The sequence below is a fragment of the Alkanindiges illinoisensis DSM 15370 genome (genome assembly GCF_000619845.1).
Classification (GTDB): domain Bacteria; phylum Pseudomonadota; class Gammaproteobacteria; order Pseudomonadales; family Moraxellaceae; genus Alkanindiges; species Alkanindiges illinoisensis.
In genome coordinates this window covers 214,918-240,412 of record NZ_KK211037.1, presented here as the reverse complement: position 1 = coordinate 240,412, position 25,495 = coordinate 214,918, and the positions used below count along the sequence as shown (strand labels likewise).

Annotated in this window: 39 protein-coding genes; 4 read left to right on the top strand and 35 right to left on the bottom strand. The window is 47.6% G+C overall.

Annotated elements, in window-relative coordinates:
* Window positions 1-27: 27 nt before the first annotated feature.
* The 30 genes from Q337_RS0115465 to Q337_RS18065 form a co-directional block, all read right to left on the bottom strand.
* Window positions 28-714, bottom strand: a complete 687-nt coding sequence (locus Q337_RS0115465) for an alpha/beta hydrolase (RefSeq protein ID WP_034280636.1) — start codon at window positions 712-714, stop codon at window positions 28-30.
* Between the two features lie 110 nt (window positions 715-824).
* Window positions 825-1,205, bottom strand: coding sequence for a 50S ribosomal protein L17 (rplQ, locus tag Q337_RS0115460; protein ID WP_026472357.1), 381 nt, complete (start codon window positions 1,203-1,205; stop codon window positions 825-827).
* A gap of 18 nt (window positions 1,206-1,223) precedes the next feature.
* On the bottom strand, window positions 1,224-2,231 hold the full coding sequence (locus Q337_RS0115455) for a DNA-directed RNA polymerase subunit alpha (protein WP_026472356.1): 1,008 nt from the start codon (window positions 2,229-2,231) through the stop codon (window positions 1,224-1,226).
* Window positions 2,232-2,248: 17 nt separating this feature from the next.
* Window positions 2,249-2,872 carry a 30S ribosomal protein S4 gene (gene rpsD / locus Q337_RS0115450; RefSeq protein ID WP_026472355.1) on the bottom strand — a complete coding sequence of 208 codons (624 nt, stop codon included), beginning with the start codon at window positions 2,870-2,872 and terminating at the stop codon, window positions 2,249-2,251.
* A gap of 12 nt (window positions 2,873-2,884) precedes the next feature.
* Window positions 2,885-3,271, bottom strand: a complete 387-nt coding sequence (gene rpsK / locus Q337_RS0115445) for a 30S ribosomal protein S11 (RefSeq protein WP_026472354.1) — start codon at window positions 3,269-3,271, stop codon at window positions 2,885-2,887.
* Window positions 3,272-3,290: 19 nt separating this feature from the next.
* The gene (rpsM, locus tag Q337_RS0115440) at window positions 3,291-3,647 is read right to left on the bottom strand and encodes a 30S ribosomal protein S13 (protein ID WP_026472353.1); all 357 of its coding nucleotides are present in this window, start codon (window positions 3,645-3,647) and stop codon (window positions 3,291-3,293) included.
* Window positions 3,648-3,760: 113 nt separating this feature from the next.
* A complete protein-coding gene (gene rpmJ, locus Q337_RS18700; RefSeq protein WP_039619814.1) occupies window positions 3,761-3,877 on the bottom strand; it encodes a 50S ribosomal protein L36 in 117 nt (38 codons plus the stop codon).
* A 34-nt stretch (window positions 3,878-3,911) separates the two neighbouring features.
* Window positions 3,912-5,231 (bottom strand): preprotein translocase subunit SecY, encoded by a 1,320-nt coding sequence (gene secY, locus Q337_RS0115435; protein ID WP_211253624.1) that lies wholly within the window; start codon window positions 5,229-5,231, stop codon window positions 3,912-3,914.
* Window positions 5,232-5,282: 51 nt separating this feature from the next.
* Window positions 5,283-5,723: a 50S ribosomal protein L15 gene (gene rplO, locus Q337_RS0115430; RefSeq protein WP_084494894.1), complete on the bottom strand. Its 441-nt coding sequence runs from the start codon at window positions 5,721-5,723 to the stop codon at window positions 5,283-5,285.
* Complete coding sequence (gene rpmD / locus Q337_RS0115425) at window positions 5,720-5,917, bottom strand: 50S ribosomal protein L30 (RefSeq protein ID WP_026472350.1); 198 nt, start codon at window positions 5,915-5,917, stop codon at window positions 5,720-5,722. Before rpmD ends, rplO begins: the two co-directional genes overlap by 4 nt.
* A gap of 6 nt (window positions 5,918-5,923) precedes the next feature.
* The gene (rpsE, locus tag Q337_RS0115420) at window positions 5,924-6,421 is read right to left on the bottom strand and encodes a 30S ribosomal protein S5 (protein ID WP_026472349.1); all 498 of its coding nucleotides are present in this window, start codon (window positions 6,419-6,421) and stop codon (window positions 5,924-5,926) included.
* A 2-nt stretch (window positions 6,422-6,423) separates the two neighbouring features.
* The gene (gene rplR / locus Q337_RS0115415) at window positions 6,424-6,774 is read right to left on the bottom strand and encodes a 50S ribosomal protein L18 (protein ID WP_026472348.1); all 351 of its coding nucleotides are present in this window, start codon (window positions 6,772-6,774) and stop codon (window positions 6,424-6,426) included.
* A gap of 15 nt (window positions 6,775-6,789) precedes the next feature.
* Window positions 6,790-7,323, bottom strand: a complete 534-nt coding sequence (rplF, locus tag Q337_RS0115410; RefSeq protein WP_026472347.1) for a 50S ribosomal protein L6 — start codon at window positions 7,321-7,323, stop codon at window positions 6,790-6,792.
* A gap of 13 nt (window positions 7,324-7,336) precedes the next feature.
* Complete coding sequence (gene rpsH, locus Q337_RS0115405; RefSeq protein ID WP_026472346.1) at window positions 7,337-7,732, bottom strand: 30S ribosomal protein S8; 396 nt, start codon at window positions 7,730-7,732, stop codon at window positions 7,337-7,339.
* 12 nt (window positions 7,733-7,744) lie between these two features.
* Window positions 7,745-8,050, bottom strand: a complete 306-nt coding sequence (rpsN, locus tag Q337_RS0115400; RefSeq protein ID WP_026472345.1) for a 30S ribosomal protein S14 — start codon at window positions 8,048-8,050, stop codon at window positions 7,745-7,747.
* Window positions 8,051-8,059: 9 nt separating this feature from the next.
* Window positions 8,060-8,596 carry a 50S ribosomal protein L5 gene (gene rplE, locus Q337_RS0115395; RefSeq protein WP_026472344.1) on the bottom strand — a complete coding sequence of 179 codons (537 nt, stop codon included), beginning with the start codon at window positions 8,594-8,596 and terminating at the stop codon, window positions 8,060-8,062.
* A 14-nt stretch (window positions 8,597-8,610) separates the two neighbouring features.
* The gene (gene rplX / locus Q337_RS0115390) at window positions 8,611-8,931 is read right to left on the bottom strand and encodes a 50S ribosomal protein L24 (protein ID WP_026472343.1); all 321 of its coding nucleotides are present in this window, start codon (window positions 8,929-8,931) and stop codon (window positions 8,611-8,613) included.
* Window positions 8,932-8,940: 9 nt separating this feature from the next.
* Window positions 8,941-9,309, bottom strand: coding sequence for a 50S ribosomal protein L14 (gene rplN, locus Q337_RS0115385; protein ID WP_005018345.1), 369 nt, complete (start codon window positions 9,307-9,309; stop codon window positions 8,941-8,943).
* An 82-nt stretch (window positions 9,310-9,391) separates the two neighbouring features.
* A complete protein-coding gene (rpsQ, locus tag Q337_RS0115380; protein WP_026472342.1) occupies window positions 9,392-9,655 on the bottom strand; it encodes a 30S ribosomal protein S17 in 264 nt (87 codons plus the stop codon).
* A complete protein-coding gene (gene rpmC, locus Q337_RS0115375; RefSeq protein WP_026472341.1) occupies window positions 9,652-9,849 on the bottom strand; it encodes a 50S ribosomal protein L29 in 198 nt (65 codons plus the stop codon). The genes rpsQ and rpmC overlap by 4 nt, the downstream gene beginning before the upstream one ends.
* Window positions 9,849-10,262 (bottom strand): 50S ribosomal protein L16, encoded by a 414-nt coding sequence (gene rplP, locus Q337_RS0115370; RefSeq protein ID WP_026472340.1) that lies wholly within the window; start codon window positions 10,260-10,262, stop codon window positions 9,849-9,851. The genes rpmC and rplP overlap by 1 nt, the downstream gene beginning before the upstream one ends.
* Window positions 10,263-10,265: 3 nt before the next feature.
* The gene (rpsC, locus tag Q337_RS0115365; RefSeq protein ID WP_026472339.1) at window positions 10,266-11,063 is read right to left on the bottom strand and encodes a 30S ribosomal protein S3; all 798 of its coding nucleotides are present in this window, start codon (window positions 11,061-11,063) and stop codon (window positions 10,266-10,268) included.
* A 1-nt stretch (window position 11,064) separates the two neighbouring features.
* The gene (rplV, locus tag Q337_RS0115360) at window positions 11,065-11,394 is read right to left on the bottom strand and encodes a 50S ribosomal protein L22 (protein WP_026472338.1); all 330 of its coding nucleotides are present in this window, start codon (window positions 11,392-11,394) and stop codon (window positions 11,065-11,067) included.
* A 9-nt stretch (window positions 11,395-11,403) separates the two neighbouring features.
* Window positions 11,404-11,679 carry a 30S ribosomal protein S19 gene (gene rpsS, locus Q337_RS0115355; RefSeq protein WP_026472337.1) on the bottom strand — a complete coding sequence of 92 codons (276 nt, stop codon included), beginning with the start codon at window positions 11,677-11,679 and terminating at the stop codon, window positions 11,404-11,406.
* An 11-nt stretch (window positions 11,680-11,690) separates the two neighbouring features.
* On the bottom strand, window positions 11,691-12,515 hold the full coding sequence (gene rplB / locus Q337_RS0115350; RefSeq protein WP_026472336.1) for a 50S ribosomal protein L2: 825 nt from the start codon (window positions 12,513-12,515) through the stop codon (window positions 11,691-11,693).
* An 11-nt stretch (window positions 12,516-12,526) separates the two neighbouring features.
* Entirely contained in the window at window positions 12,527-12,847 is a 321-nt protein-coding gene (gene rplW, locus Q337_RS0115345; protein WP_026472335.1) for a 50S ribosomal protein L23, read from the bottom strand.
* Window positions 12,844-13,446 (bottom strand): 50S ribosomal protein L4, encoded by a 603-nt coding sequence (gene rplD / locus Q337_RS0115340; protein WP_026472334.1) that lies wholly within the window; start codon window positions 13,444-13,446, stop codon window positions 12,844-12,846. Before rplD ends, rplW begins: the two co-directional genes overlap by 4 nt.
* Window positions 13,447-13,457: 11 nt before the next feature.
* On the bottom strand, window positions 13,458-14,096 hold the full coding sequence (gene rplC / locus Q337_RS0115335; RefSeq protein WP_026472333.1) for a 50S ribosomal protein L3: 639 nt from the start codon (window positions 14,094-14,096) through the stop codon (window positions 13,458-13,460).
* Between the two features lie 108 nt (window positions 14,097-14,204).
* Window positions 14,205-14,516: a 30S ribosomal protein S10 gene (gene rpsJ, locus Q337_RS0115330; RefSeq protein WP_026472332.1), complete on the bottom strand. Its 312-nt coding sequence runs from the start codon at window positions 14,514-14,516 to the stop codon at window positions 14,205-14,207.
* A gap of 205 nt (window positions 14,517-14,721) precedes the next feature.
* Entirely contained in the window at window positions 14,722-15,519 is a 798-nt protein-coding gene (locus Q337_RS18065; protein ID WP_051526944.1) for a type 1 glutamine amidotransferase, read from the bottom strand.
* A gap of 228 nt (window positions 15,520-15,747) precedes the next feature.
* On the opposite strand from Q337_RS18065, the gene Q337_RS0115310 reads away from it, so the two are divergent.
* The 4 genes from Q337_RS0115310 to yihA all read left to right on the top strand — a co-directional run bounded on the left by Q337_RS0115310 (window position 15,748) and on the right by yihA (window position 20,033).
* Window positions 15,748-17,001, top strand: coding sequence for a PLP-dependent transferase (locus tag Q337_RS0115310; RefSeq protein ID WP_084494893.1), 1,254 nt, complete (start codon window positions 15,748-15,750; stop codon window positions 16,999-17,001).
* A gap of 128 nt (window positions 17,002-17,129) precedes the next feature.
* Window positions 17,130-18,344 carry an NO-inducible flavohemoprotein gene (gene hmpA, locus Q337_RS0115305; protein ID WP_026472330.1) on the top strand — a complete coding sequence of 405 codons (1,215 nt, stop codon included), beginning with the start codon at window positions 17,130-17,132 and terminating at the stop codon, window positions 18,342-18,344.
* A 174-nt stretch (window positions 18,345-18,518) separates the two neighbouring features.
* Window positions 18,519-18,989: an Rrf2 family transcriptional regulator gene (locus Q337_RS0115300; protein ID WP_026472329.1), complete on the top strand. Its 471-nt coding sequence runs from the start codon at window positions 18,519-18,521 to the stop codon at window positions 18,987-18,989.
* 183 nt (window positions 18,990-19,172) lie between these two features.
* Complete coding sequence (gene yihA, locus Q337_RS0115295; RefSeq protein WP_051526943.1) at window positions 19,173-20,033, top strand: ribosome biogenesis GTP-binding protein YihA/YsxC; 861 nt, start codon at window positions 19,173-19,175, stop codon at window positions 20,031-20,033.
* Between the two features lie 48 nt (window positions 20,034-20,081).
* On the opposite strand, the gene Q337_RS0115290 is transcribed toward yihA, so the two are convergent.
* The 5 genes from Q337_RS0115290 to corA all read right to left on the bottom strand — a co-directional run bounded on the left by Q337_RS0115290 (window position 20,082) and on the right by corA (window position 25,481).
* On the bottom strand, window positions 20,082-21,197 hold the full coding sequence (locus tag Q337_RS0115290; RefSeq protein ID WP_026472327.1) for a metallophosphoesterase: 1,116 nt from the start codon (window positions 21,195-21,197) through the stop codon (window positions 20,082-20,084).
* A gap of 36 nt (window positions 21,198-21,233) precedes the next feature.
* Window positions 21,234-21,647: a GNAT family N-acetyltransferase gene (locus Q337_RS0115285; protein ID WP_084494892.1), complete on the bottom strand. Its 414-nt coding sequence runs from the start codon at window positions 21,645-21,647 to the stop codon at window positions 21,234-21,236.
* Window positions 21,648-21,961: 314 nt separating this feature from the next.
* Window positions 21,962-23,260: a dicarboxylate/amino acid:cation symporter gene (locus Q337_RS18060; RefSeq protein ID WP_051526969.1), complete on the bottom strand. Its 1,299-nt coding sequence runs from the start codon at window positions 23,258-23,260 to the stop codon at window positions 21,962-21,964.
* A 165-nt stretch (window positions 23,261-23,425) separates the two neighbouring features.
* Window positions 23,426-24,289 (bottom strand): acyl-CoA thioesterase, encoded by an 864-nt coding sequence (locus Q337_RS0115270; protein WP_026472324.1) that lies wholly within the window; start codon window positions 24,287-24,289, stop codon window positions 23,426-23,428.
* Between the two features lie 130 nt (window positions 24,290-24,419).
* Window positions 24,420-25,481 (bottom strand): magnesium/cobalt transporter CorA, encoded by a 1,062-nt coding sequence (corA, locus tag Q337_RS0115265; protein ID WP_034280631.1) that lies wholly within the window; start codon window positions 25,479-25,481, stop codon window positions 24,420-24,422.
* Window positions 25,482-25,495 lie beyond the last annotated feature (14 nt).

Below are 25,495 nucleotides of genomic sequence, written 5' to 3'. Positions count from 1 at the left end.
AGGATAAATTCGCACAGAACGATATGCCTAGTGCAGATTTTTTATGCGGTCAATTTGCTTAGCCAGCCAAGTTCCAATTTCATGGATTTCTTCAAGGCACACCTGATGCTCTATGCCATACTCATACCAGTTGACCAAACATCCTAGCTGTTCAACAGCAATACAGGCATTTTTTCCCATTTGTAGCGGCACCACACCATCATACTGGCCATGCGCAATCAATACCGGAAGTTGCTGCTGTACGGCATTAAACTGCGCCTGCAACACCTGCGCATCTGGAATATAGGTCGACAGGGCAATTACACCCGCCAATCGTACTGTATGGCTTAAAGCTGCTTGATAAGCAATTGCGCCGCCCTGAGAGAAGCCTGCTAGAAAGATATGGGAAGAAGGAATACCACGCTGGTTTTCGCGGCTAATTAACTGACGAATCTGTTCAACACTGCGCTGGATTCCGGCCTGATCTACCTTTCGATGATCAGCTGACATTTCCAGAATGTCATACCAGGCAGGCATGATATATCCCCCGTTGATGGTTACCGGGATTTCTGGTGCATTTGGAAATATAAACCGCACAGGATGTTGGGATGACAACTTTAGCTCGGGAATGACGGGTACAAAATCATTGCCATTGGCACCCAAGCCATGTAACCAGATCACTGTAAATTGTGGATTTGCAGCTGTTTCAAGTTCAATCACAGATAATGTCGACATCAGAAAACTGGCTTTAAGGATGATGTGTCTATCATAATTGATCCTGATCCTATAAAAACCTTCTGGCATAAAAAAACCGGCGCTAGGGCCGGTCTTTTCTACTGCTCTGCTTATTCAGCAGCAGGTTGAGTCAGGGAGCGATCCACTAATTCAACATAAGCCATTGGCGCAGCATCGCCAGCACGGAAGCCAGCTTTCAGTACGCGCAAATAGCCACCTTGACGCTCTTTATAACGAGGGCCAAGCTCAGTAAATAACTTACCAACAACTGCAGCACTACGGGTACGGGCAAAAGCCAGACGACGGTTAGCAACAGTATCATGTTTCGCCAAAGTGATTAAAGGCTCGGCAACACGGCGAAGCTCTTTAGCTTTAGGCAAGGTTGTTTTGATCAGCTCGTGTTCAAACAGCGAGTTAGCCATATTCTGGAACATGGCCTTACGGTGGCTGCTGGTACGACCTAATTTCACACCACTATTACGATGACGCATGGTGAATAGTCCTACTAATTAACGGCTACGGTAAGCAAAGCGATCATCCACACGCAGACTGGCAGGTGGCCAGTTATCTAAGCGCATGCCAAGCGACAAGCCTTTGGAAGCCAACACATCTTTAATCTCGGTCAACGATTTTTTACCCAGGTTAGGCGTTTTTAACAGCTCAACCTCAGTACGTTGTACCAGATCACCAATGTAGTAAATGTTTTCTGCCTTCAAACAGTTGGCAGAACGAACGGTTAATTCCAGATCATCAACTGGACGCAACAAAATCGGATCAACTTCTTCACGACTTTGTACAGGCTCTGGGGCATGGTCTTTTTGCAGGTCAACAAAAATGGCAATCTGTTGCTGCAAAATGGTTGCAGCTTTACGAATTGCTTCTTCCGGATCTACAGTACCATTGGTTTCCAGATCAATAACCAGTTTGTCCAGATCAGTACGCTGCTCAACACGTGCATTCTCTACAGTGTAAGAAACACGCTTGATCGGGCTATAGCTGGCATCAAGCTGCAAACGGCCAACCGGACGGGTTTCCCCTTCCGGAAAGCGGACATCAGCAGGCTCATAGCCACGGCCCTGGGTTACTTTCAGGCGCATTTTTAAATGGCCATTAGCACCCAGCGTTGCCAGTACATGTTCTGGATTAACGATTTCAACATTATGCGGTAAACGCAGGTCAGCGGCAGTAACTTCGCCAGGACCTTGTTTATCCAATGTCAAATACGCTTCGTTCTGTTCGAACAGTTTAATTGACAATCCTTTAAGGTTCAGCAAGAGCTCGACGATGTCCTGCTGCAAGCCTTCTAAAGTACTGTACTCATGCTCGACACCTTCTACCTCTGCCTCAACCACGGCAGCGCCCGGCAGTGACGAAAGTAAAATGCGACGCAAGGCATTACCTAAAGTGTGGCCAAAACCACGCTCTAAAGGCTCAAGAATTACTTTTGCCGAGGTTCCACTGACCGCATCGACTTTAATCGCTTGCGGAGTCAGAAACTCGTTTGCAGTACGCGTCATATTGCCACCTCAAGGGATTATTTCGAATACAATTCAACAATCAAGCTTTCGTTGATTTCGGCAGGCAGATCGGAACGATCAGGTGCAGACTTGAACGTACCTTCCATCTTGGTATGATCAACTTCCAACCAGGAAGCAATACCGCGCTGAGTACCAAGTTCAATTGCATTTTTAATACGCAACTGGTTTTTTGCACCTTCATGTACAGCAATCACATCACCGGATTTAACCTGGATTGACGCGATGTTTACGCGACGACCATTCAGGGTAATGCTGCGATGGCTCACCAGCTGACGCGCTTCAGCACGCGTAGAGCCGAAGCCCATGCGATACACAACGTTGTCTAAACGGCTTTCCAGCAATTGCAGCAAGTTGTCACCTGTTGCACCTTTGGAACGAGCGGCTTCTTTGTAATAGTTACTGAATTGACGCTCTAAAACACCGTACATACGACGTACTTTTTGTTTTTCACGTAACTGTAACGAATACTCGGACTGTTTACCACGACTTTGGCCATGTTGGCCTGGTGGTTTACCAGCCTTTTTGGTTTTGACGTCAAACGGTTTAACGCCAGATTTTAACTGCAGGTCTGTCCCTTCGCGGCGGGAGAGCTTGCATTTTGGACCTATATAGCGAGCCATGAATGAGTCTCCTTATACGCGACGTTTTTTAGGCGGACGGCAGCCGTTGTGAGGAATAGGTGTCACATCGGTAATGCTGTTAATTTTATAACCCACTGCGCCTAATGCACGCACCGCAGACTCACGACCTGGACCTGGCCCTTTAACAAGAACATCCAGATTTTTTAAACCGTAATCCAAAGCTGCTTTACCAGCAACTTCAGCTGCTACCTGAGCAGCAAACGGAGTAGATTTACGCGAGCCACGGAAGCCCTGTCCACCGGAGGTGGCCCAGGCCAGTGCATTACCTTGACGATCGGTAATGGTCACAATGGTGTTATTAAAAGAAGCATGAATGTGAGCGATCCCTTCAGAAACGGTCCTGGTGACCTTCTTACGGGCGCGGGTATCTTTAGCCATCTTTTAGCTTCCAGAGCAATTATTTCTTAATTGGTTTTTTCGGACCCTTGCGAGTACGAGCGTTGGTTTTGGTGCGCTGACCACGAACAGGCAAGCCACGACGATGACGAAGACCACGATAGCAGCCTAAATCCATCAAACGTTTAATGTTCATGGAAATTTCACGACGAAGATCACCCTCGGTAGGAACCTTGGCAACTTCGGCACGAATCGCATCCAACTGCGCATCCGATAACTCACGGATTTTGGTAGTAGCAGTAATTCCTACAGCAGCTAGAATGTTAGCAGCAGTATGACGGCCAATACCAAAAATGTAAGTTAAAGAAATGACAGCGTGCTTGTTATCCGGAATGTTAACACCGGCAATACGAGCCATTCATTTTCTCCAAAAAGGCAATTGAAAAATCAACCGCCCCATCAATTATGAGGGGGCGGATAATAACGCAATTCACCTAGTGAAATCAACAGGTAAGTCAGTTTATTAAAAAACTAGCCTTGACGCTGCTTGTGGCGAGGTTCTGCGCTGCAAATTACGCGAATTACCCCATTACGGCGGATCACTTTACAGTTACCGCAAATTTTTTTAACAGAAGCTTGAACTTTCATGTTAAACACCCTTCAGGTTGAATCACGCAAGCACTTACTTGTTCAGCAAGGAAGGTGACTTTTTCATCAATGACTGGTTCTCATACTGATGTGAGGTTAAATGCGCCTGTAGCTGCGCCATAAAATCCATCACCACAACTACTACAATGAGCAATGAAGTTCCTCCCAAATGGAAAGGCACACCAAATGCACTTTGCAATACCATAGGCATCAAACACACTACGGTAATATAGATTGCACCAATAAAAGTCAATCGATTGAGAATATGGTCCAAATAACGGGCTGTTTGATCACCAGGACGAATGCCAGGCACATAAGCACCGCTACGTTTTAAATTTTCTGATACTTCTTTAGGACTAAATACCAAGGCGGTATAAAAGTAACAAAAGAAGATAATCAAACCGCCAAACAGCACGAGGTACAAAGGCTGACCTGGTGACAATACCAATGCCATATCCTGCAGAAAACGCTTGATGAAGCCCGCGTTTGGATCAGCGCTTCCTACCCATTGACCCAGGCTTGCTGGAAATAACAGCAAAGAACTGGCAAAAATTGCAGGAATCACCCCAGCCATATTAATTTTTAATGGCAAATGGGTTTGCTGTGCAGTAAATACTTTCCTACCCTGTTGCTTTTGTGCATAGTTCACAGGAATACGGCGCTGTGCTTTTTCGATAAAGATTACGGCAGCAATGACAGCAAGACTTAAAATTCCCAGCAGCAACAGGCCAATTAAACTGCTTTGACCCTGCTGAATGGATTCTACCGATTGCAGAACAATGCCAGGTAAACCCGCCACAATCCCCGCAAAAATAATCATTGAAATACCATTACCAATGCCACGCTCGGTAATTTGCTCACCGAGCCACATCAGAAACATAGTACCCGCTACCAAAGAAGTCACTGCAGGCACATAAAAACTTAAGCCTGTAGACAGAGTTATCCCCTGACTTTGCAGTCCCGCGCACATTCCAATCGCCTGTACCAGACCTAGAAACAAGGTTCCCTGGCGCGTGTACTGATTGATTTTGCGGCGACCTGCTTCGCCTTCTTTTTTAAGCGATTCAAGTGAAGGCACAACAGTCGCCATCAACTGAACAATAATTGAAGCAGAAATATAAGGCATGATGCCCAGCGCAAGAATCGACATGCGCTGGAGGGCACCACCCGAAAACATATTGAACAGGCTAAGGATAGTATCCTTATTCTGTTCAAATAGCTGTGCTAACCGTTCTGGATTAATTCCAGGCACTGGAATATGCGATCCCAAACGAAACACTAATAATGCACCTAGCAAAAAAAGCATTCGCTGAATGATTTCCCGGTATTTCTGATGAAATGCAGGACCTTTTATTGCTCGTTGAACGTTATTGATTGTTGAGTTTGGGGGCATAGCCACTTGGGATTACTCCTCAACCTTGCCGCCAGCTGCTTCAATTGCAGCTTTAGCGCCTTTGGTCAGAGCAACACCCTGCACTGTGAATGCACGAGTGATTTCACCTGAAAGTACGATACGGGCACGGATTTTGTCCTGACGCACGACGTTGGCAGCTTTTAAAGTTGCCAGACTTACAACGTCACCTTCAACCTTGTTCAGTTCAGATAAACGCACTTCAGCAGTTTTAAGTGCAAGTTGGCTGGTAAAACCAAACTTAGGCAAGCGACGGTAAATTGGCATCTGGCCGCCTTCAAAGCCGGCACGGATTCCACCACCTGAGCGTGAAGTTTGACCTTTCACACCACGGCCACCAGTTTTGCCCAAGCCAGAACCAATACCACGACCCAAGCGGCGATGTTCGCGCTTTGCACCTTCAGCAGGAGCAAGCTCATTTAAACGCAAAGTCATGGCTGCACTCCATTATCAACTGGCTCAACGCTTACCATATAGTATACTTTATTGATCATACCACGGTTTGAAGGCGTGTCCTGCACTTCAACAGTGTGACCAATGCGACGCAGACCTAATCCTTGCAAACATAGCTTATGATTTTTTAAGCGATGGGCAGAAGATTTGATCTGGGTAACCTTGATTGTTTTCATGTCAAATTACCCTTGAATTTCTTCGACAGTCTTACCACGTTTAGCAGCAACTTTCTCAGCAGAGGTCATATTTTTTAGACCTTTGAAAGTTGCATACACCACGTTGGTTGCATTGGTAGAACCGTAGCATTTTGCCAATACGTTTTGTACACCAGCAACTTCAAGTACAGCGCGCATTGCACCACCAGCAATTACACCAGTACCTTCAGAGGCAGGCTGCATATAAATGCGGCTTGCACCATGTGAAGAATTTACCGGATGTTGCAGGGTTGTACCATTTAGCTCTACACTGATCATGTTGCGGCGAGCAGCTTCCAGCGCTTTTTGAATTGCAGCTGGAACTTCACGCGCTTTGCCACGACCAAAGCCCACGCGACCATTGCCATCACCCACTACGGTTAACGCAGTGAAAGAGAAAATACGGCCACCTTTAACTACCTTGGCAACGCGGTCTACAGCAACCAGCTTCTCAACAAAGCCTTCGTTTTGTTCAACTTTTGCCATGATTAGAACTCCAGACCGCCAGCACGGGCAGCATCAGCCAAGGCTTTAATACGACCATGATATTTAAAACCAGAACGGTCGAACGCTACTTTGGTAATACCAGCAGCTTTAGCACGCTCAGCAATTAATGCACCTACTTTAGTAGCTGCATCAACGTTGCCAGTTGCGCCAGAACGTAATTGTGCGTCTAAAGTAGAAGCTTGCGCCAGTACTTTACCACCTTCTGGGGAAATGATTTGAGCATAGATGTGACGCGGTGTGCGGTTTACACACAGACGAGTCGCACCCAATGCACGAATGTGCAAGCGCGTGCTTTTGGCACGACGCAAACGGGATTGTTTCTTGTCGTTCATACAGAACCTCGTGCCTTATTTCTTCTTAGCTTCTTTACGGAGAATGACTTCATCCGAGTAACGTACACCTTTACCTTTATAAGGCTCTGGTGGACGGAAAGAACGGATGTTAGCAGCTACCTGACCCAACGCCTGCTTATCAATAGATTTCAGGATAATTTCAGTTGGAGTCGGGGTTTCGGCAGTCACGCCTTCTGGCAGCTGGAAATCAATCGGATGGGAGTAACCCAGGTTCAGGTTTACAACAGTACCTTTCACCTGAGCTTTATAACCTACACCAACCAATTGCAGCTTACGTTCGAAACCGTTGCTAACACCAGTCACCAAGTTATTTAAAACGGCACGAGCGGTACCTGCCTGCATCCAGCTTTCTTGATTATCATTTGCTGGAGCAATCAGAACTTTACCGTCTTCCTGTTTTAGCTCGACCAGCGCATGCAGGTTGAAAGCCAGTGTACCTTTACTGCCTTTCACTTCGACCTGCTGGCCGTTCTGGGTTACTGTAACACCAGAGGGTACAGTAACCGGGGCTTTAGCCACACGAGACATGAGGAATCACCTATTAGGAAACAAAAGCAATCACTTCACCGCCAACGCCAGCAGCACGTGCAGCGCGATCGGTCATGATGCCTTTACTTGTTGAAACAATTGCAATGCCCAAACCTTGCTTAACGCGTGGTAAGTCATTTTTGCCGCGATACTGACGCAAACCTGGACGGCTTACACGCTTCACGGTTTCAATAACTGGCTTGCCTTCAAAGTATTTCAGGGTCAGCGTCAGTGTTGGTTTACCTTCAACATCGGTAACTTCAGTACTGGCAATATAACCCTCAGACTGAAGCACGCCGGCAATGGCTTGCTTCAATTTGGATTGTGGCATTGAAACAGTTGCTTTCTTTGCCATTTGTGCGTTACGAACACGGGTTAGCATGTCGGCAACGGTATCTTGCATACTCATGTATGTTGCTCCTTACCAGCTTGCCTTAACCACGCCAGGGACATCACCCTGCATAACCATTAAACGCAACATGTTACGGCTTAAGCCGAACTTGCGGAAATAGCCATGCGGACGGCCTGTTAAACCACAACGGTTACGTTGACGAACAGGAGATGCATCACGTGGCAATGCCTGTAGTTTCAGCATTGCATCCATACGCTCTTCATCGCTTGCAGTACCGTTAGCAATGGTTGCTTTCAGTTCAGCGCGCTTGGCAGCATATTTAGCAACTGTTTTTTCGCGCTTTAACTCGCGATTAATCATGCTTTTCTTAGCCATATTGACCTCTTATTTAAACGGGAAGCCAAACGCACGCAATAGTGCACGGCCTTCGTCATCTGTACGGGCAGTAGTAGTAACAGTAATGTCCATACCACGGATACGATCAATTTTATCAAACTCGATTTCAGGGAACACGATTTGTTCCTTGAGACCCAGTGAGTAATTACCACGACCGTCAAAAGACTTAGGCGAAAAACCACGGAAGTCACGAATACGCGGAATAGTAATAGAAATCAGACGATCCAGAAATTCGTACATCTGATCACCACGCAGCGTAACTTTACAGCCAATTGGCCATCCTTCACGGACTTTAAAACCGGCAATAGAGTTACGTGCATGTGTTACCACTGGCTTTTGACCAGCGATTAACGTCATATCTGATACCGCACCTTCCAACAATTTCTTGTCTTGAGTTGCGCCACCTACACCCATGTTCAGGGTAATTTTAGTAATGCGAGGAATTTCCATCACATTTTTCAAGCCTAATTGCTCTTGCAACTGGGCTTTGATTTCTTCGTTGTAACGTGTTTTAAGTCTGGCCATTGCCGATCAACCTATTACTTCGCTACCGCCACTGATTCACCATTTGATTTGTAAATACGGGTTTTAACGCCGTTTTCATCAATCTGGTAACCAACACGGTCAGCCTTTTGGGTTGTAGCGTTAAAAACCGCCACGTTAGAAATATGAAGCGCAGCTTCCTGGGTTACGATACCGCCTTCAGCGCCCGTAGCCTGGTTGGCTTTTTTGTGCTTCTTAACCAGGTTAAGGCCTTCAACCTTAACACGGTCACCAGTAACAGACAGAACAGTACCCTGTTTGCCTTTTTCTTTACCTGCGATCACGATAACCTGATCGCCTTTCTTGATCTTCGCCATGACTGCCTCTTACAGAACTTCTGGTGCCAATGAGATGATCTTCATGAACTGTTCAGTACGAAGTTCACGAGTCACTGGCCCGAAAATACGGGTGGCAATCGGTGCCTTGTTGTTGTTTAACAACACGGCAGCATTGTCGTCAAAACGGATCAGAGAACCGTCCGGACGGCGAATACCGAATTTTGTACGAACGACAACTGCGTTCATTACATCGCCTTTCTTGACACGACCACGTGGAATTGCTTCCTTCACGGTCACTTTGATAATGTCGCCAACGGAAGCGTAACGACGATGCGAACCGCCCAGTACTTTAATGCACTGAACACGGCGAGCGCCGCTGTTGTCTGCCACGTCGAGCATCGTTTCGGTCTGAATCATTGCCCTACTCCAAAACCGAGCATCATCGGTCAATTCGAAAGGCGCAAATGCTACCTGAATTTAACCGATGATGCAATAAGAACTAGTTTTGCCCAGCTGTTTCTACAACTTCAACCAAAGTCCAAGCTTTGGTTTTAGAAATAGGACGGCTTTCTTTGATGGTGACGATATCGCCAAGTTTGGCAACATTGTTTTCATCATGGGCGTGTAACTTCGTGGAACGGCGGATCATTTTGCCATACACAGGATGCTGAACCCGGCGCTCAATCAGGACAGTAATGGATTTCTCCATCTTGTCACTCACTACTTTGCCAGTCAGCGTACGTTGAGTACTTTGTTCGCTCATTGTCCGTTCCCCTGTTTCTCGGTGAGGAGAGTTTTAATGCGTGCAATGGCTTTACGGGCAAGTTGCACTTCATGCGTTTTGCCCAGTTGACCAGTTGCTTTCGCCATACGTAGACGAAATTGATTCAGTTGTTGCTCATCAAGCGCAGCATTCAACTCTTCAACCGATTTTTCGCGTAAATCTTTGGTATTCATTACATTACCGTCCGAGTCACAATAGCGGTTTTGAACGGAAGCTTGGCTGCTGCACGTGTGAACGCTTCACGAGCCAGTTCTTCTGAAACCCCTTCCATTTCGTACAGGATTTTGCCAGGTTGAATCTCGCAAACCCAGTACTCCACGCTACCCTTACCTTTACCCATACGGACTTCTAAAGGCTTTTGAGTAATTGGCTTGTCTGGAAATACACGGATCCAGATTTTACCGCCACGTTTAACACGACGGTTAATGGCACGACGAGCAGCTTCAATTTGACGAGCTGTAATACGACCACGCTCAACAGATTTCAGCGCAATCGTACCAAATGCGACTGTGCTTCCGCGATTTGCCAGACCGGTGTTACGGCCTTTGTGCACTTTACGGAATTTGGTGCGTTTTGGTTGCAACATGGATTATTCTCCCTTGTCTGCAGCAGCGCGGCCTTCACCACGTCCACGGCCTTCACCACGTCCGCGACGGTTTTCACCATCATTACGGCCTTCGTTACGACGGTCATCACGACCACCACGACGCTTAGGCTGACGCTCATCAGCAGGAGCCGGATTCAATACCTGACGCATACCGCCCAGGATCTCACCACGGAAAATCCATACTTTAACGCCAATCGTACCGTAGGTTGTTTCAGCACGCATGGTTGAGTAGTCAATGTCTGCACGCAGGGTATGCAATGGCACACGGCCTTCACGATACCATTCGGTACGGGCAATCTCTGCACCACCCAGACGACCAGATACTTCAACCTTGATCCCTTTGGCACCAGCACGCATGGAGTTCTGTACAGCGCGTTTCATGGCACGGCGGAACATCACACGCTTTTCCAGTTGGGAAGCAATGCTTTCCGCAACCAGACGGGCATCAAGATCAGGCTTGTCAATTTCATTGATGCTGACTTGTGCAGGCACACCCATGATCTGGGTCAGCTCACGCTGCAGCTTCTCAATGTCTTCGCCTTTTTTGCCAATCACAATACCTGGACGTGCAGTGCTAATGATGACTTTGGCAGCACCAGTAGGACGCTCAATCAGGATTTTGCTGACCATGGCAGATTTTAATTTCTTGTGCAAGAAATCACGAACCTGTAGGTCTTTTAGCAAATATTCAGCATAATTTTTCGGATTGGCATACCAGTTGGCGTTATGACGCTTCACTACACCAAGGCGGATACCGATTGGATGAACTTTCTGACCCATATCAAACCCCTACCTTAACGGTGATGTGACAGGTACGCTTGCTGATGCGATCTGCACGACCCTTAGCACGCGGTAGAATGCGTTTTAAGGTAATGCCTTCATCTACATAGATTGTAGAGACTTTCAGATCATCAACATCCAAGCTATTGTTGTGTTCTGCATTCGCAATTGCAGATTCCAGTGCTTTTTTCACCAGAACAGCTGCTTTTTTATTGCTGAATGACAGAATTTCAAGTGCGCGTCCAACCGGCTTGCCACGGACCAGGTCAGCGACCAGGCGAGCTTTCTGGGCCGAGATGGCCGCACCGCGTAATTTAGCAGTTACTTCCATTTTGACACCTTACCGTTTGGATTTCTTGTCAACACCGTGACCGCGATAGGTACGGGTTGGCGCAAATTCACCAAGTTTATGACCAACCATGTGTTCAGTGATAATCACAGGAACATGGTTACGACCATTATGAACAGAGAGGGTTAGACCCACAAAGTCCGGCAGAATCATCGAGCGACGTGACCAGGTTTTGATCGGCTTGCGAGAGTTGGCAGCTACAGCAGCTTCGACTTTGGCAAACAGATGCGCATCGACGAACGGGCCTTTTTTCAGAGAACGAGGCATATTCTAATTCCTTACTTGACGCGACGATCACGGATGATCATGTTAGTCGTACGCTTGTTGCTACGAGTCTTATAACCCTTGGATTTTTGACCCCAAGGACTTACTGGATGCATACCCTTGTTGCGGCCTTCACCACCACCATGCGGGTGATCAACCGGGTTCATTGCCATACCGCGAACGGTAGGACGAACACCACGCCAGCGGCTTGCACCAGCTTTACCCAGTGAGCGCAGGTTGTTTTCTGAGTTGGAAACTTCACCCAGAACTGCACGGCACTCGATATGCACTTTACGCATTTCGCCAGAACGCAAACGGATGATTGCGTAGCTACCATCACGACCCAGCAATTGAACAGAAGTACCAGCAGAACGTGCTAATTGCGCGCCTTTACCAATTTTCAGCTCAAGGTTATGCAGGGTAGAACCCAGTGGCATGTTGCGCAGTGGCAAGCAATTACCAGTACGGATCGGCGCATCATTACCTGACTGTACGCTATCACCAACACTCAGGCCTTTAGGGGCGATGATGTAGCGACGCTCGCCATCGGCATACTTTAACAGTGCGATGTGTGCGGTACGGTTAGGATCGTATTCAATGCGCTCAACAGTGGCTGGAATGCCATCTTTGGTACGTTTGAAGTCGATTACACGGTACAACTGCTTGTGACCACCACCTACGTGACGTGTGGTGATATGACCGTTGTTATTACGGCCACCAGTTTTTTTCTTATTTTCAGTCAACGCAGCCAGAGGGCGGCCTTTGAACAGATGTGGATGAACCACTTTCTCTACAAAGCGACGTCCTGGAGACGTTGGTTTACATTTTTGAATAGGCATAATTTTCGTCCTTACTCCGCTGTGCTCTCAGCGGTATCGCCCAAGTCAGCCATTTGAACATCCTGGCCAGCTTTCAGGGTGACGTATGCTTTTTTGCTGTCAGAACGACGTCCAACAGTACGGCCAAAGCGTTTGGTTTTACCTTTCTGGTTTAATGTGTTCACAGATTCAACCTGAACACCAAAAAGAGTTTCAACCGCTTTTTTAATCTCAAGCTTGGTGGCGTTGACGTCAACTTTAAACACTTGAACGCCAAGCGTGTCACCCAGTACCTGAGCTTTTTCAGAGTAGTGTGGTCCTTTTAGGACTTGATACAAGCGTGCGTTATTCATCCTAGTTCTACCTCAAGTTTCTTGGCAGCATTTACGGACATCACAACTTTATCAAACGCGATCAGGCTAACCGGATTAACCGCAGCAGCATCCACCACGTCAACGTGAGGAATATTGCGCGCAGCCAGATACAGATTTTCATCTATAGCATCAGTCACGATTAATGCACGAGTTGCATTTAGGTCGTTTAGTTTGCCAAGCAATTCTTTGGTTTTTGGTGCAGATACAGCAATATCTTCAACCAGTACCAAACGTTCCTGACGAACCAGTTCAGCCAGGATACATTGCATCGCACCACGATACATTTTGCGGTTTACTTTTTGAGACCAGTCTTGAGGACGGGCTGCAAAAGTTTTACCACCACCACGCCAGATCGGGCTACGAATAGAACCCGCACGGGCGCGACCAGTACCTTTTTGTTTAAAAGGTTTTTTACCGCCACCAGAAACTTCAGCACGAGATTTTTGTGCTTTAGAGCCTTGACGAGTACCTGCCAGATAAGCAGTTACCACTTGGTGTACCAAGGCTTCGTTGAATTCTCTGCCGAAGGCAACGTCGGACAGCTCAACAGCTGCACCAGAAACAGTCTTCAGATTCACGTTAATATCCCTCAGGCCTTGATGGTCGGACGAACGATAACGTCGCCACCAATCGAACCGGGTACAGCACCTTTAACCACCAGAACAGAACGTTCAGCGTCAATAGATACCACTTCAAGACCTTGTACGGTTACACGCTCGTCACCCATGTGTCCGGCCATTTTCTTGCCTTTGAACACGCGACCAGGTGTCTGGTTTTGACCAGTAGAACCATGTACACGGTGAGAAACCGAGTTACCATGAGTTGCATCTTGTGTGCGGAAATTCCAGCGCTTAACACCACCCTGGAAGCCTTTACCTTTGCTCTGACCAGTAACGTCAACGATCTGACCTACGGTGAACACGTCCACACCGATAGTACCGCCAACTTCACGACCATCAAGGTCAGCTTCGTTAACGCGGAACTCTTTCACAACACGGCCTGCAGCAACACCCGCTTTGGCATAGTGACCTTTCTGGGCGTTGGTAACGCGAGATTCGCGACGTTCGCCAGTGGTAACCTGCACAGCCTGGTAGCCATCAGTTTCCAGTGTTTTGATTTGAGTAATACGGTTTGGATCGACTTCGATCACCGTGACTGGCACGGAGACGCCGGCTTCTGTGAAGATACGGGTCATACCGCACTTACGACCGACTAGACCAATAGCCATTTGTTTAACCTCTTAAAAAGCGGCTTGTTGAGCAGTTTTGCTATTTAGAAAAGCATTTAGTTGCATCAACTTACCGAAAGCCTTAACACTGCACGAACTAATCTAGGATTAGCCCAATGCGATCTGTACGTCTACACCAGCAGCAAGATCAAGTTTCATCAGCGCGTCAACTGTTTTATCAGTTGGCTGTACGATATCAACCATGCGTTTGTGGGTACGGATCTCATACTGATCACGCGCGTCTTTGTTGACGTGTGGGGAAGTCAGTACGTTAAAGCGTTCGATGCGAGTAGGCATCGGAATCGGGCCGCAAACTTGCGCACCAGTGCGCTTAGCGGTCTCTACGATCTCCTGGGCAGACTGATCAATCAGACGATGATCAAACGACTTCAGGCGGATACGGATTCTCTGGTTAGCCATACCAGTTACTCCAAGCCAAATAATAAAGAATCACCCTTGACGCGCCTCAAGCTTGAGGGTCAAAGGCAGTGAAAATCACTAAGGTCGTGAACGATGCCACGACTGTCATGGCTGGTTTTGACAGGCAAAACACAGCCGCTTGAGAAAACCAAGTTTCTCGAAGGCTGGCTATTGTAGGGACAAACTGGCTTAAAAGCAAGCAAACTTATGTGGGCTGAACGTTGTTTTTAGCGGCTTTGACAGAATTGAGTCTTTGTGCCTGTGCAGTGGCTTGCAGTACAAAATCAATGGCGCGGTTGAGCATTTCGTTTGCGGGCTTAAAGGTATCCAGCGAAGTAGCCATCAGTTCATGGAATGACTGAATATAGGTCCCATCCTTGTTTTCCATATCCGGCTTTTCTTCCAGAAACAAGGCCAGATTAACAGGCGTGATTTCCGGATGAAACTGGAAAGCCAGCACATTGTGCTTATACTGATAGGCCTGCTTTGAACAGGCTGCACTGCCGGCCAGTAATACAGCACCCTCAGGTAACTCAAAGGTTTCGTTATGCCAGCTCAAGGCAATCAGGTCATCAGGAAAATCAAAAATATGCTGTGATGGATCGTGCTGGGCAGCTCCATCGACCTTGAAAATCGACCACCAGCCAATTTCTTCATACTTGTTCTTATGAACCTGCGCCCCCAGACTACTGGCAATCAGTTGCCCACCCAGACATAACCCAATGATTGGCTTGTCTTTGGCTATGAACTCCCGAATCCATTGTTTCTCCTGTTTTAACCATGGATAAGTGGCTTCATCGTTTACACTCATCACCCCGCCCATGACGATCAGCAGGTCAATCTCATCGGTGCTAGGCAAGTTGCTGGCTTGCTGGCCTTTATCCAGTGCAAAAAACTCGGTATGGCTGAATACTGCGCCTTTTTCTTTTAAATAATGTTCCGGGCTGCCATAACCTTCATGCAAGATATGCTGGAAATAATGGACCCGTAGTGCTGTCTGCATCAGTTTACCTCCGGCTAGTCAGTATGTGTGCTGAACTCGTTATTAAACAGCCATTAAATCATGCGTGATTTTATGACTGTGTTATCTTTTCCTTTAAAACCGTTGCCAAATTGCAGTCGCTGCTGATGCAGGTAATTATTTTGTCTGATAAAAATAAATCAGGGTTGACCTTGCCAGCACCCTGTTATTTATTTAGCGTTGACTCAAATATTGCCTTGTGAACTTGTGATGACGGATTCAGCCCACACCAATACACCTGCCAGCCCCACTACTAACAATACTCTTAAAACTACCTCCAGGCCTGTTAGCTCCAGTATTACCCATTTGATTCATCCTGAAAAACAGGTGCCACAAAAGTTTGGGTCGGTTCAACCTGCTGTATATAGGGCATCTACGGTGTTTTTTGAGTCTACACAGGCTATGCGCAACCGAAGCTGGCAGGATGACTACGACTATAGCTATGGCCTGCATGGCACACCAACCACCTATGCGCTGGCTGATCGTATTGCTGCACTTGAGGGGGGTGAATATTGCATTTTGGCGCCTAGTGGTTTGTCTGCCATTAGTCTGGTGAACTTTACATTTTTACAGCAGGGCGATGAGGTCTGGCTACCTGACAATATATATGGGCCAAACAAGGATTTGATCAGACAGCTTAAAACCCAGTTTGGCATTGATTATTTCCTGTATGACCCGCTGGATGCCAGCAGCTTTACGCCTTCTTCCAGGGCCAAGCTGATCTGGCTGGAAGCAGCCGGTTCAGTGACGCTGGAATTTCCTGATCTGGTGAGCTTGGTGAAAAAGGCACAGGCAGCCAATGTGCTGACCGTACTGGATAACACCTGGGGCGCCGGGCTGGCATTTTGCCCGTTTGATTTTTCAGAAGAACATCTGAGTGTCGATATTAGCGTGCATGCCTTAACCAAGTATCCCAGTGGTGGCGCTGATGTGCTGATGGGCAGTATTGTAACCCGGCAACGCAACCTGCATCTGGCTATGCTACGTACCCATGCCTTACAGGGCATTGGTGTGGGCGGTGATGACGCCGAGCGGATTATTCGTAGCCTGCCCAGTATTCAGCTTCGTTATGCGCAGCAAGATAACACTACGCGGCAACTGGCCAACTGGTTAGGCCAGCAGGATTGTTTTGCACAGGTACTTCACCCTGCCCTGCCTGATGCTAAAGGACATGCGTTCTGGCAACAGGTGTGTGGTGAAAGCAACCGGGCCGCCGGACTGATGAGCGTGCTGTTTAAACCCGAATTTTCCCTGCAACAGGTGGATGCATTTTGTGATGCCCTGCAATTGTTCAAGCTGGGCTATAGCTGGGGCGGCCCGGTGAGTCTGGTGATGCCTTATCAACTGGAGCACATGCGACAACTTGGCCATCATTATGAAGGGGTTTTAGTGCGCTTTTGCATTGGGCTGGAAGCTATTGATGATCTCATGGCTGATTTACAGCAGGCATTACAAAATATTTAGTTCATTCTTTTCAATGAGTTAATTTGATTAAATTAAACACCTAAAAAATCATGGAATTTAAGATTGACAGCTGGATTTTATAAGATGTATTTTATATACATCTTATAGCACAGCCAGAGATGCTTGCCATGTTAACCCAGAGCCAGAAAGACCTTGTTAAAGCCACTGTTCCTGTATTGCGTGAACACGGGGTTGCCTTAACCAGCTATTTTTATAATCGCATGTTGACCAACAACCCGAATTTAAAGGAAACCTTTAATCTGGCGCATCAGCGTAGTGGTGCACAGGCACAGGCTCTGGCAGGCGCGGTGCTGGCTTATGCCGAAAATATTGAAGACCCGTCTGTGCTAGCACCAGTCATTGAGCTGGTGGCGCACAAGCATGTGAGCCTGAACATTCAGGCACCGGATTACAATATCGTGGGTGAAAACCTGCTGCATTCCATTAGTGAAGTGCTGAAAGTGCCGATGGAAGATGAGCTAATTGCTGCATGGGCAGCGGCTTATGGACAACTGGCCAATGTGTTTATTGAAACTGAACAAAAGATTTATCAGGAACATCAGCAAACCCAGGGCAGCTGGCTCGGCTGGCGCAAGTTCAAGATTGCCAGAAAGGTTCAGGAAAGTAGCGAAATTACCTCGTTTTATCTGACCCCTAGCGATGGCGGCAAACTCCCACCGCATCAGGCTGGCCAGTATATTTCCGTGCGTATGACTGTACCGGAACTGGGTCACAAGCAGCCCCGCCAGTACAGCCTGTCGGATAGCCCGCGTCCTGATCATTTGCGCATTTCCGTGAAGCGTGAAGATGCACAGGGTGACAAAATTGGCGGCTGGGTATCCAATACTCTGCATGCCATGCAGGAAAATGATGAAATTGAAGTAACTGCACCCACCGGGAACTTCTTTCTGTTCGACAGCCACAAAACCAATGTGCTGATTAGTGGCGGTGTGGGCTTAACCCCCATGATTGCCATGCTCAATCATCTGGTGAGTCTGGATATGCCAAAACCCGTGCATTTTATTCATGCCTGCCGGGGCAGTCAGGTGCATGCCATGAAGCAGCATTTAAATGACCTTAAAACCCGGCAGCCAAATCTGAGTCTGTGGACTGCCTATGAACATCCGCAGGACAGTGATGTACTAGGTCAGGATTATCACTATGCGGGCCGTCTAAATCTGGCAGAGTTACCGACTGAACAATTGCCAACTGATGCCGATTACTACCTGTGTGGCCCGATTCCATTTATGCAGGAACAGCACAAGGCACTGGTGGCACGTGGCATCAAGCCCGAGCAAATCCATAGTGAAGCCTTTGGCACTGGCGGTGTGCATTTTAGCTAAGGACTGTTAAGGCGCTACAGGTATTAAGTACAACTGTATTTGAATAGCTGATTGTTTAGAATGCTTATTTAGTTTATCGGCGATCAAGGGTTAATCTGTGATAGGATTAACCCTGCTTTTATTTTAAGCAACCTGTGTTGTTCTTTGTCTCTTCTACCCTTGTGTACCTAAATCATGCAATTAAACCGGTTTACCGATCTTGGCTTGCGGGTACTGATTTATCTGACCCAGCCGCCCCGTCCTACGCCTTTTACCATCAGTGAGATGGCAGAAGAGCTGATGGTATCGCACAACCATCTGGTAAAGGTGGTGCATTTTATGGGCAAGCAGGGCTGGGTACAAACCACTCGCGGCAAGGGTGGCGGTATCAGTCTGGCACGTCCGGCTAGTGAATACCGACTGGGTCAGGCCATTAAAACGCTGGAACAAAATACCCAGCAGCAAATTCAGCTGGTGGACTGTCATAGTACACCCTGCACCCTGATTAGCATTTGTGCGCTCAAACCCGCGCTGGATCAGGCTTTACAGGTGTTTTTTAATTATCTGGATCAGTACACCCTCGCAGACATGATCAAGGCGCCACTGCAACAGGCTATCAAGGCCGATAACCGCATTCCGGTGCTGGATTTAATGCTGGCGCAATAGTACTGGCAGAAATTAAGTTGCTAGAAATCAAGTCGGTTCTTAGTACCCTTGTCCCTACCCCATCACAGGCCACGAAGAAAAAACACAGGCAGTGCAAAAGGCTTTATACTGCACCCAGATGATTTGCTCACCTCATACCGTTTCAGATAACACTCTCCTAGATCATTAGAGCCCTGTTTGACTATGCGCCCTAAAGCCAGAATACCCAAGTTTCAGCGTCATGACTTCAAGCCGATTTCTTATGCCAAAAAAGAAAATACGGCAACCTCTGCCTATGCCCTCAGTGCCTTAAGCTGGTTACGCAAGGCTGAGTTTTTAATGAGTGCGCCCAAGCTTAATTTGTGTGTAGAGGATACAGGCTTTGAAATCGCCTTTGCAGGTCGTTCCAATGCCGGCAAGTCCAGTGCCATTAATTGTATTACCGATCAAAATCAGTTGGCACGGGCTTCCAAGCGTCCGGGTCGCACGCAAATGATCAACTTTTTTAGCCTGGGCAATCCCGATCAGCGTTTGGTGGATTTGCCCGGTTATGGCTATGCCGCCGTGCCCGAAGAAATGAAAAAAGTCTGGCAAAAAGAGCTGCAAAATTACCTGATTGAACGCAAAAGCCTGACGGGTCTGGTGTTGCTGATGGATGTGCGTCATCCCCTAAAGGACTTTGACCGCATGATGCTGGAATGGGCTAAAGATCGGCATTTATTTGTGCATATCCTGCTGACCAAAGCCGATAAGCTGAACCGTGGGCCAGCCAGCACTGTATTGCTGGAAGTAAAAAAAGAACTCAAAAAAATGAAGCTGGATTTTTCCATTCAGCTGTTTTCATCGTTAAGCAAGCTGGGTCTGGAAGAACTGGCCATGGTGATGGCGGGCCGCCTGAACTATGTAGTGGATGAAGACGGTAAAGCAATTAATCCGATGGATAATACCTTAGAGAGTCAGGAAAGCAGTTTATTGCATCCTGATATTCATATGGATGCGGTTGGACTTAAAGGCATTAATATTGACGATATTTCAGAAGTAGGTGATGAGGATCTGGATGAGTAAACGATAGTGTATAAAAATGAAATAAATACTTTAATATTATTTCATTTATCATCGCTCACTCTCCCCTACCATCTCAATGACCCAGACTTCCGACTGTGATCCCAAGCGGAATGGCACACCCCAAAAGCCAAAGCCAGAACTCACCACCACATGGGTATTGCGGATTTTCTCGTAGCCATACGCCACGGTATTTAAGTATTTCACAATAAAATTGGCCGGGAAAATCTGCCCATTATGAGTATGCCCGGATACCTGCAAATCAATGGGTAACTGGCTGTTTTCATGAATACCACTGGGCCGATGATCCATGACAATGATGGGTTGATTCAGGTTTGCTGGCATTAATTCCGTGGTGGCTTTGCGATTGCCTACCATGTCATCCAGCCGCCCCACCAGCCAGACCTGATTATTGATCAGCACACTTTCATCAATCAGCACCTGCACACCGGCCTGCCGCAGTGCGTCAGTGATTTCTGCCCGATTACCATACAAATCATGATTACCCAAGGTGGCATACACACCAAGCGGCACCTGACTCACCAGTTGCTGCAAATTGGATTGCATCTGGCGGGCCTGGTAGTACTTGATATCATCATCCATAATGTCGCCGGGCATCAGCAATAACTGCACCTGTTCACGCTGGATAATATTGCTCAATTGCTCTAGATGACGTTTGCCCACTAGCAGGCCTAAGTGCAAATCCGAAACCATGGCAAGGCGTAGCGGCGTGCTTAAAGGCTTATCAATAGTAATGCGTAACCTGCGCACAGTAGGCCTATAGGCGTTATACAGGCTTAAACCAACCAAGCCTGCAAAGCCCAGTGCCATCATTAGCAGTACACCATAATTCTGGTAAAACGGCTGTTGATACAGGGTACTTAGGCTATAGTGAAGAATCACATTCACGCCAGCCACGGCCACAGTGGTTAAAATCACCAGCCATAATAAGGTGAGCCATGTCATAGCCAGTTTAAGGCCTAGGCTGAAAAGCCGCAGGATGGCGATCACCAGCAACCCATTGCTGATTGCAAACACGCCCCAAAGCAGGTATTGCGCAGACTGCGGGCTTAAAATACTGGCAAGGCCCCAGTTCAAGCCCTGTGCAGCGCCATAGCTAAACAGCTCAAACAACGTCACCATAATCACTACAAACAACCAGCGCATACAACATCTCTTGTTAAGGTTTTAAATCTAGAAAATCTATGACTTGCGGTTCCTTTCCATTGCCATACTGGACACTTCAAAGCCTAATTTCTCAAAGAAATTGGCTGAGCCTTCATGGCCTGCACACAATACCCAGGTTGCACCAGGTGCACTATTGATAACGGCTTGCACCAGATCGCGGCCAACGCCCTGCTTGCGATAGGCTGAGTCAACCACCAGCATGGAAATAGAGCCATTCGACAATCCATCGGTTATGGCACGAATATAACCAATCACCTGCCCCTCATGTAGCGCAATAAAGTTACATGACGAGGCATTCACCAAGGCGTCAAACTGCTCAAGGCTGGTAATCCGCTGCGACCAGCCATTGTCCTGTAGAAGCGCATACGCGGCCTGCCGGTAAGCGGCATCACATTCATCTGCTGTTAAGCTGCGTATTTCGGTTTGCATGGGTTTATACTCAATGTTTGCCTTTCATTGCCGAGGTTAATCATGCAGGCCACCACATTTTCAGAAGCTGAAAAAGCCCTGATGATTAAAAAAAATACTGTTAAAAAATCCAGCGCTACTTCACTACAGAATTACATCATGATATTGGTGGCTTTAATGCCACATTTCTATGAATTTTTTGCCACAACGATGAACATTTTTCATAAACACGGATTAATGGTACTCAGGCCATCCTAAGCCAAAAAATGGATGACCTGAGCGATGCGATTTATCAACTGGAAAAACTCGCTGATTTCTCAGCACGGTAATAGCTGTTAATCCGATAGTGAGGAGGCCGGAGGTTGAACGGCTGGCGTGCTTTCTGTTGCCGATCCATTCATTCCGGAAAAACGCTGCACCACCACGCTAATCATCATGTCACCCTGCACATTCACCACAGTGCGCACGGTATCCAGAATACGGTCTATCGGCAATAAAATCGCCACGGCTTCAGCTGGCAAGCCCACCGATTGCAGCACCATAATCATGGTAACCATGCCCGCACTGGGAATGCCCGGCGCGCCTAAAGATGCAATCATGGCAGTGAGGCATACCACCACCTGCTGGCCAATGCTTAAATCCAGTCCTACCAGATTGGCAATAAACAACGCTGCTGCGGCTTCATATAAAGCCGTGCCATCCATGTTCATTTGTGAACCCAGCGGCACCACAAAGCCCACCACGCCCGGATTAACACCCAGATTTTGCTCGGCACAGCGCATGCTCACCGGCATGGTGGCAGAGCTGGAACTGGTGGCAAATGCGGTAATCAAGGCAGGCCGCGCTCCCCGGAAAAATCTTAGCGGGGACATTTTGCCAAAAATCCATAACAGGGCTGGCAACACCACCAGACCATGAAAAATGGTACTGCCAGTCACCACTACGGCAAACTTGGCAAGGCTGCCCAGTACATCCAGACTTTCGCTGGCAATCAGTTTGGCCATTAAGGCAAAAATACCAAGGGGTGCCAGCCACATAATCCAGCTAACTATTTGCATAATAAGCTGAAACGACTGGTTAAAAAACCCATGAATAACCTGATAGCGCGGGCCACCAGCCACCAGTGCCGCACCAACCAGCAAGGCAAACACCACCACGGCCAGCACATTATTTTCCGCCATGGCCTTAAAGGGATTCACCAGTACGCCATTAATAAACTGGCCAATAAACTCAGAGGGAGAAAACTGCTGCTTGGCCTCAAAGCCACTCATCGCCTGCTGGAATAGGTCAATGTGCAAGCCTTGCCCCGGCTGAAATAAGTGTGCACACAAAATACCAATCGTTACTGCAATCGTTGTGGTGGTTAAACAGCAGATTACTGTAACTTTCCAGACGCGATGCCCATGCTCATGCGCCTGCAAGTTGGATACGCCCACCACAATCGAAGTAAAGATTAGTGGCACCAGAATCAGCTTGAGTAAACCAATAAAAATACTGCTGGCAATACCAAGTCCATACAGGCTGGCACTGTGAAAAGCTGATTCAACCGGCAGTGTATTGAGTAATAAGCCAAACAATACGCCCAGTACAGCAGCAATAAAAATTTGCGTATTTAACGACTTAAATAGTTTCATGGTGCTCATTGATGGTGGCTGGATGCAAAAGCATAATGGCTGTAATCCAGCACCCTGTAAAATATTTTTTTGCTATGAATTTTTATAAAGTTTATTTAAAAACAATAAAAAAGCCATTCTTATAAACCCAAGAATGGCTTTTTAACATGCAGTGCTGATAGACGCCTAGCGCTCTTCAGTTTCCCGCACACGCATCAGGCCTTCCTGCACGGTGCTGACCACCAGCTCGCCATTTTGCCACATGCGGCCAAAATTCAGGCCACGGGCGCTGGCTGTTACCGTGGCATCCATATCATGTAGCAGCCATTGATCGGCACGCACTGGCTTATGGAAGTACAGGGTATGATCCAGACTGGCGGCTTGCAGGTTAGGCGTCATAAAGCTAATGCCATGCGGCATCAGTCCGGTTCCCATCAGGGCAAAGTCCGAGCTAAACGCCACAATCGCCTGATGCAAGCCTTCATCATCCGGTAGGCTGTCCCAGGTTTTCATCCAGTGCGCACGCGAGGGTGCTTCCGGCTGTGGGGTAAACGGATTGGTGACACTCACATAGCGCATGTCAATATGACGCTCGCGCATAAAATTGACCCGCACATTTTCCGGCAGGAAATTCACAATGGATTCCTTGAGTTCCTGCTCGGTTTTGAGGGTGGTTGCCGCAGGATATTCCGGCTCAGAGGTCTGGTAATTTAGGCCCTCTTCCTGTGGAGCAAAGGAAATCAGCGCGGTAAAAATCACCTTGCCATGCTGTAAGGCCTTAACCTGACGACTCACAAAGCTTTTGCCATCACGCAGATGTTCTACATGATAAATAATCGGTGCCTTGATATCGCCGCCATGCAGGAAATAGGCATGCAGCGAATGGGCTGGGCGATCTGTGGTCATGGCCGCAGCACGTAACGCTTGCCCCAGTACCTGTCCGCCAAACACACGCTTGCCCACAATATTACGGCTAATGCCACGAAACAGGTTTTCTTCAAGCTTCTCGAGGGTAAGTAGCTCAACCAGCTCGGTTGTTAATTGATTCATCATAAACCCATGTCATAACTCATGTTTTTTAACCATAAACATAACTATGGCCGCATGCCGCCAAAAAACATGACTGTAAAGTAACGTCTGTCCAGTATAGCAAACTGGATTGGAAATGAGAAAATTGCTGCTATAGCCAGTTAATCTGCTTGAGCCGATAATACAGAAATGAGCTTATAGCCACCATAATTACCAGCACGATAAAATAGGCCGCCGGCCAGTGCAGCTCCGGCATATTGTCAAAGTTCATGCCGTACACACTGGAAATTAAGGTCGGAACCGCCAGAATTGCCGCCCATGATGCCAGCCGCTTGACGATTTCATTTTGGCTCAGGCTGACCTGTGCCATGTGAATGTCCATGGCTGATTTTTGCATTTCGCTTTGGCTTTGAATAATGTCCAGCGTGCTTAAAATCTTGTCCTGAATGTCCCGAAAATACGGAATCACTTCCTTGGGAATGACCTCAAGCAGTTCCACCGACTGGTGTGCAATCAGGTAGCAGGTCACTTCCTTGGTGGGCACCACAGCCAGATGAAAATTGGTGAGCTCTTCCTTTAGCCCATACAGGTCAATCAGCGTTTGCCGGTGAAACTTGTCGGTAAAAATATTTTGCTTCAAATCCTGCAAGCGATCATGCAAATGGGCAATGGCAGGCAGATATTGCTCAACCAGACAATTCATCAGCGCATAAAAAATATAGGCCGGGCCATACATGACCTGATGCGGGCTGGCTTCACACAGGCTGGCCACCTGCTTTTCACACAGCGCATCACTCTGGCGTACCGAAATAATATAGCGGTCAGTCAGGAAGATATTGCTGCTACCAAACTCCAGTTTATCCTGCTGGGCATTCTGGCTTACAGTACTAAATACCACAAACAGCGTATCGCCATAGGACTCGATCTTAGTACGCTGGAATAATGCGGTGGTGTCTTCAATGGCCAGTTCATGCAAGCCAAAATCCTGCTTGATTTGCTGCAAAACTTCACTTTCCGGCCGCAGCAGGTAAATCCAGGCAAAGTAATCGGGCTGTTCTGCCAACGTTGCCTTTACCTGATCTAGCGCCACTGCACCCACAGCCTTGCCAGTGGCCCGGTCATACAGCAGGCAATGCACCTCGCGTGGGCTGTCTAGCGGCTCAGGTTTTTTTTCATTGGCGGGACTTGAAGTGGGCGTAAGTGGCGGCATCATAAAAGACCATGATC